The organism is Halolamina salina (genome assembly GCF_042678005.1).
Taxonomy (GTDB): Archaea; Halobacteriota; Halobacteria; order Halobacteriales; family Haloferacaceae; genus Halolamina; species Halolamina salina.
The window spans coordinates 18,807-23,860 of the sequence record NZ_JBHUDH010000244.1 but is presented as its reverse complement, the minus strand read 5'-3'; the positions used below and the strand labels follow the sequence as shown (position 1 = coordinate 23,860).

The window sequence follows — 5,054 nt, the reverse complement described above, 5'->3', positions numbered from 1 at the left end:
GCTGACCGGCGACGACGAGTACCGCGGAATCGCCCGCGAGACCGTCGGCGCCTTCGCCGGGGCTTCCCACCGCGTCGGCGTGCAGGTCGCGGAGTACGGGACGGCCGCGAGCCGGCTCGTCCACGAACCGCTGACGGTCGCCGTTGCCGACGAGCCGGGCAGCGACCTCCACCGTGCGGCGCTCCGGATCGCCGACCACGAGAAGGTGGCCGACCCCGACGCCGACGAGTCGGTGTCCCCTGACCTCGACCGCGGGACCGCCCGCGTCGCCGGCGTCGACGAGCCCGCGAGCGACCCCGAGTCGCTGATGGAGCGCGTCGCCCGGCTGGAGTAGCCGTCCGAGAAACCTCGCGAAACGACCTTCACGGGTAAACGTTCGGTGAGTTTTTGAGGGGGCGAACTGTGACAGTCGACTATGGCCAGCTTACGCGATCTCGGGCTCTCCGAGTACGAGGCCCGGGCGTACCGGGCGCTGCTCGACGACTCGCCGAACACCGCCAAGGAGCTCTCCCAGTCCAGCGACGTGCCGATGGGCCGGGTGTACGACGTGCTGAAGGATCTGGAACGCCGGGGGCTCGCCCGGAGTCAGGCCGCGAGCCGGCCGAAGAAGTACGTCGCCGTCGAGCCAGAGGCGGCGCTGGACCGCCTGCTCGACGCGAAACGCGAGGAGCTACGGGAGCAGGAAGCCCAGTACGAGGAGACCGTCGAAGAGCTTGAGGGCGATCTCGACGCCGGCGTCCCCACGGAGGAGGGGTTCTGGACCGCGGTCGTCGGCCGGGAGGAGAGCGCCGACCTGCTGCTCGAACGGCTCGACACGGCGACCGAGCGGGTGATCAGCGTCGCCGGCGGGCCGACCCCGCAGTTCGACGTGGGCGAGTACGGCGACGAGGTGACCGCGGCGCTCCAACGCGCGCTCGAACGCGGCGCCGAGGTGTCGGTACTGCTCGGCCCCGACCTGATCGAGACGCTACCGAACACGGCGCTCAAACGCTACGAGAAGGAGCTTGCGGGCCATCCGGCCTTCGAGGTCCGGACGACCGAGCGGGTCAGCGGCTCGTTCCACCTGATCGACGGCGCCGAGGCGTGTATCGAGGTGCCGAACCCGCTGGCGCCGCGGGAGCCGTTCGCGATGCTCGACCTGAAAGACCGGGAGTTCACCGCCGACGTGCGGGAGACGTTCGACCCGCGGTGGGAGGACGCCGAGCCGCTGACGACGGGCTAAGCCGAGAGTTCCTCGCGGAGTCGGGCCATCGTGACTTCGCGCTCGGCGACCGCGTCGTGCTGGTGGATCGACTCGTCGTTCTCCTGCTTGACGTGGATCACCGCCTCGTCGTCAAGGTCGGGGTAGGCGTCGACGACGCCCTCCGCAAGCGAGCGCACGCAGTCCTCGACGAACTTCGCGTTCGCGTGGGCCGCGTAGGTCATGTGGTCCTCGTCGGGACGCTTGGCCAGGTTGTAGATCCGCGCGCTCATCGAGTCCCGCGCGATGTCGATCAGCTCCATCAGGTCCACGTCGGGCTCGGTGTCCTGCGTCACCGTCAGCGTAGCGTGGCCGCGCTGGGAGTGACCGGGCTGGGGCACCTCGTCGAGGAACGCCTCCGTCGTCTCCTCGTCGACGCCCAGTTCTTCGAGCGTCTCGCGGGCGCGTGACTCGGACATCCCCTGCGAGCAGGGACAGACCGTCATCCCGGTGACGCGGCAGCCGATCTCCTCCTCGGTCCCCTCCTCGGTGGCGGTCGCGGAGGCGATGATGTCGACGGTGCCCTGCGTGGGTCGGCCGCTGGCGGGGGTCTCCTCCCGGAGCACCCACTCCGCCTCCATCTCCACCTCGGCGGTGGTGGTGTACTCGTGTTTGGCCAGCAGGCGCTCGGCCGCCTCGCCGCAGAGCTCCTCGACGCGGTCGGTCTCGCCGTCGACGGCGTCCTCGAGCACCTCGTCGATCACCTCCATGTTCCGGCTCATGTCGATCCCCTTCCGGCCGCTGGGGAGGTCGACGAACACGGAGAACTCCGCGGTCAGCACGTACGGTCGGTCCTCGCCTTCGAGTTCGACGAGCTTCTCGACGCCGGTGACGCCGACCTGACTCAGCCCGACCGTCACGTCGGGCTCGTCGGCCTGCACGTCCGGAAGCTGGTGACTCATTACCGGTGCTGCGGCCTCCGCGTGATTAGTGTTGTTGGAAGAGGCACGCGCGCCGGCGCGCACGCGGGGAGCGACGGTTCCGCGCCGTTTTGGCTACGCACAGTCACGGCATCTAGCTCTTCGGGAGCGACACGGAGGTCGCTCCAGTTCGCTTGCCGTCGCTGGCTATGGCCAATCCTCGCGTTGGTCGCCCTCCTCGAAGGGGTCCTCGTCGTCGTCCCCGGCCGCGATCTCCCAGTCGGCCGCCTCGGCGGCGTTCTCGAGGGGGAGGTACTCCCAGCCGACCGATTCTGCCTGCTCGCGGTGCTCCTCCGAGGTGCCGACGAACACGTGGCGTTCGGTGTCGAACTGGCGTTTGACGTTCTCGAGGCTCTCCTCGACGCCCCGCGGGCCGGAGAAGAAGTCCTGTCTGATCCGCTCTTTGCGCGTGAAGTTGGTGACGACGTAGGTGGGCTTGTCGCTCACCACGCCGACGTAGCTCGTCCACCCGCGGGCGTCGTTGAACACCGCGTTGGGGTCGGCGAGCGACTTCAGCGCGTCCAGTTCGAACGCGAGCGTCATGTCCGAGGAACCGCCGGAGTCCATACGCTCACTGGGAGCGGTCGCCGCAAAACGACTTCGGTGTCTCAGTCGTCCGGTGCTTGGGCGAGAAACCGAGTCAGGGGGTCAGTCGTCCACGCCGGCTGGCAGCGTGCCGGCGAGATCAGTCGTCCGCGACCGGCGCTTCGAGGTCGTCGACGCTGAAGGACTTCTCGACCAGCTTCTCCTTCTCGTCGCCGACGTGGGTGCCCTCACGCATCAGCTGCTTGTACGCCGACTGGGGTGCGAGGTCGCCGATCAGCACGCCGCCGACGATGCGGCCGTCCTTGAGCGCGAGGCGGCGCCACTCCGTGTCGGAGTACTTGCGCTCGACGCTGTCGTCGCCCTGCGTCGGGTGGCCGAAGGAGAGGAACGGGAAGTCGAAGTGGGTGATCGAGTACGAGGAGACCCAGCGGAACTCCTCCTCGCCGTAGTCGAGCATGTTCTTCGCGGCACACTCGCCCTGTGCCTTCGCGGAGCCCCAGGCGCCGTTCTGGGCCTGATCGCCGAGGATCAGGTCATTGAACTTGGTACAGTCGCCGGCGGCGTACACGTCGTCGAGGTTGGTCTGCATGTACTCGTCGACGATGATGCCGTCGTCGTCGTACTCGAGGCCGGTGCCGCGGAGGATCTCGGTGTTGATGTCCAGTCCGATCGCGACCCCGGCGAAGTCGGCGTCGAACTCATCGCCGTTGGGGTCGACCGCGGACTCGATGTGGCCGTCGTCGTCGACCTCGAAGTGGTCGACGCCGGACTCGAACACCGGCGTGACCCCGCGCTCGCGCATCGCGTCGTGGAGGATCTCGGCGCCCTCCTCGCTGAGCGCGTAGCGCCACCAGGCGTTGCCGCGCATCAGGTAGTGGGCGTCAACGTCCTGTGCGCCACAGATCGCCGCGAAGTCGATGCCGAGCAGGCCCGCGCCGACGATGACGCCGGTGTCAGCCTCCTCCACGTCCTCCTTGATCTTCCGGGCGTCCTCGAACGTCCAGAAGTGGTGGACGCCCTCGGCGTCGGAGTTGTCGACGGGGAGCTGTGCGGGCGTTCCGCCGGTGGCGATCAGCAGCTTGTCGTACTCGTAGCTGTCTCCCTCGTGGCTCGTGACCTCGTGGGCGTCGGTGTCGATGTCGACGACGAGGGTGTTGAGCTGGAGGTCGATGTCCCGTTCGTCGTACCACGACTCGTCGTGGATGGAGATGGGCGCCTCCGGAAGCTTCCCCTTCGCGAACTCCTTGATCAGGATGCGGTTGTAGAGAGCCTCCCCCTCGTCGGTGATGACGGTGATGTCGGCGTCCGGCGCGTTCTCGCGCAGCGTCTCCGCCGCCGAGCTCCCAGCGACCCCGTCGCCGATGATCACGAACGACTCGCTCATGCCTTTAGGTTTGGCAGCGGGGGTTAATGTGGGTTGCCATACGGCTTTCGGTTGGGGAAATCCACCCACACCTCGGGTCTCGGAGGGTTGAAGGTCGTTGCGCCGCTACAGTCGGTTAATGAAACTCCGCCAGAACGTCCGTCACTTCGCGGCGAAGCAGGCGCTCACGATGCCCGTCGTCGGGGAGAAGATGAACGACAAGCTGGTCGACCTCCACGTCGGCGTGTTCGGCGACCGCGCCGAGGACGGCCACCGGGAGGAGCGCGAACCCCACATGGAGGCCTTTTTCGACTGCACGATGGCCACCTACCTCGCGGCGCTCGAGGAGGGCTACCCCGAGGCTGAGGCCCGCGAGATCACCCACCTGCAGGCGAACTTCGACTTCTACAACCACGGCTGGACGGAGATGATGGAGTTCCCCGTCGACGAGGTCGAGGAGCACTACGACCGCTACGCCGACTTCTTCGAGGCCCACGACATCACGATCGACGACCCGCTGGGGGAGTTCCGCGACCGCGAAGTCCCCGACGCCCCCTCGACGCCGGAGAAGCTCGACGATCCGGAGCACCCCCACGCCGAGGAGGGGTTCGCCGATGACGTGTACGTCGAGACGGAGGACGGGGTGGTCACGGGCGACCGGAGCGACGAGATTCAGGAACCGAGTGGCTGAGCGGTCAGGTTCGGTTGGCGGACAGGTGACTCGACGACGGCGACTGCGACGGACTGAGCCACACACCCGCGAGGCCCGCCGCGATACGGTGGTCAGGTCACGGCGGGGTTGGTCGCTTTTTGGTACTTAAGCATCGACCACGGATGCGTCCGTTTGAGGACCGCAGTCATGACTGTTACCGCGGAGTGAGCATGACCACTTGTGACCGCAGGGTGCCGGGCACGAGGCCCGGCACAGCACGGAGTCCCCACCCCTCCCCCCGCGGCCGCCGACCGCTGGCGGCCGCGAGGCGTC

General features: G+C 67.9%; 5 protein-coding genes and 1 pseudogene. 3 read left to right on the top strand and 3 right to left on the bottom strand.

The features are described from left to right. Nucleotides 1-334: pseudogene (locus ACFR9S_RS15265) on the top strand (DUF255 domain-containing protein); the annotation flags it as partial. Nucleotides 335-415: 81 nt separating this feature from the next. Then, nucleotides 416-1,222 (top strand): TrmB family transcriptional regulator, encoded by an 807-nt coding sequence (locus ACFR9S_RS15260; protein ID WP_379731778.1) that lies wholly within the window; start codon nt 416-418, stop codon nt 1,220-1,222. Here ACFR9S_RS15260 and mptA read toward each other — a convergent pair. The 3 genes from mptA to ACFR9S_RS15245 form a co-directional block, all read right to left on the bottom strand. Next, nucleotides 1,219-2,142 carry a GTP cyclohydrolase MptA gene (gene mptA / locus ACFR9S_RS15255; protein WP_379731777.1) on the bottom strand — a complete coding sequence of 308 codons (924 nt, stop codon included), beginning with the start codon at nt 2,140-2,142 and terminating at the stop codon, nt 1,219-1,221. The genes ACFR9S_RS15260 and mptA overlap by 4 nt on opposite strands. Nucleotides 2,143-2,307: 165 nt before the next feature. Continuing rightward, the gene (locus ACFR9S_RS15250; protein WP_379731776.1) at nt 2,308-2,727 is read right to left on the bottom strand and encodes a DUF7124 domain-containing protein; all 420 of its coding nucleotides are present in this window, start codon (nt 2,725-2,727) and stop codon (nt 2,308-2,310) included. A gap of 118 nt (nt 2,728-2,845) precedes the next feature. Then, nucleotides 2,846-4,090, bottom strand: a complete 1,245-nt coding sequence (locus ACFR9S_RS15245; protein WP_379731775.1) for an NAD(P)/FAD-dependent oxidoreductase — start codon at nt 4,088-4,090, stop codon at nt 2,846-2,848. A 118-nt stretch (nt 4,091-4,208) separates the two neighbouring features. Here ACFR9S_RS15245 and ACFR9S_RS15240 point away from each other — a divergent pair, with 118 nt between their 5' ends. Next, nucleotides 4,209-4,760, top strand: a complete 552-nt coding sequence (locus ACFR9S_RS15240) for a DUF6149 family protein (RefSeq protein ID WP_379731774.1) — start codon at nt 4,209-4,211, stop codon at nt 4,758-4,760. Nucleotides 4,761-5,054 lie beyond the last annotated feature (294 nt).

What these genes read in the sequence shown, in the direction of transcription:
- ACFR9S_RS15250 (WP_379731776.1), bottom strand. Translation starts at nt 2,727, where the DNA reads ATGGACTCCGGCGGTTCCTCGGACATGACGCTCGCGTTCGAACTGGAC.
- ACFR9S_RS15245 (WP_379731775.1), bottom strand. Translation starts at nt 4,090, where the DNA reads ATGAGCGAGTCGTTCGTGATCATCGGCGACGGGGTCGCTGGGAGCTCG.
- ACFR9S_RS15260 (WP_379731778.1), top strand. Translation starts at nt 416, where the DNA reads ATGGCCAGCTTACGCGATCTCGGGCTCTCCGAGTACGAGGCCCGGGCG.
- mptA (WP_379731777.1), bottom strand. Translation starts at nt 2,142, where the DNA reads ATGAGTCACCAGCTTCCGGACGTGCAGGCCGACGAGCCCGACGTGACG.
- ACFR9S_RS15240 (WP_379731774.1), top strand. Translation starts at nt 4,209, where the DNA reads ATGAAACTCCGCCAGAACGTCCGTCACTTCGCGGCGAAGCAGGCGCTC.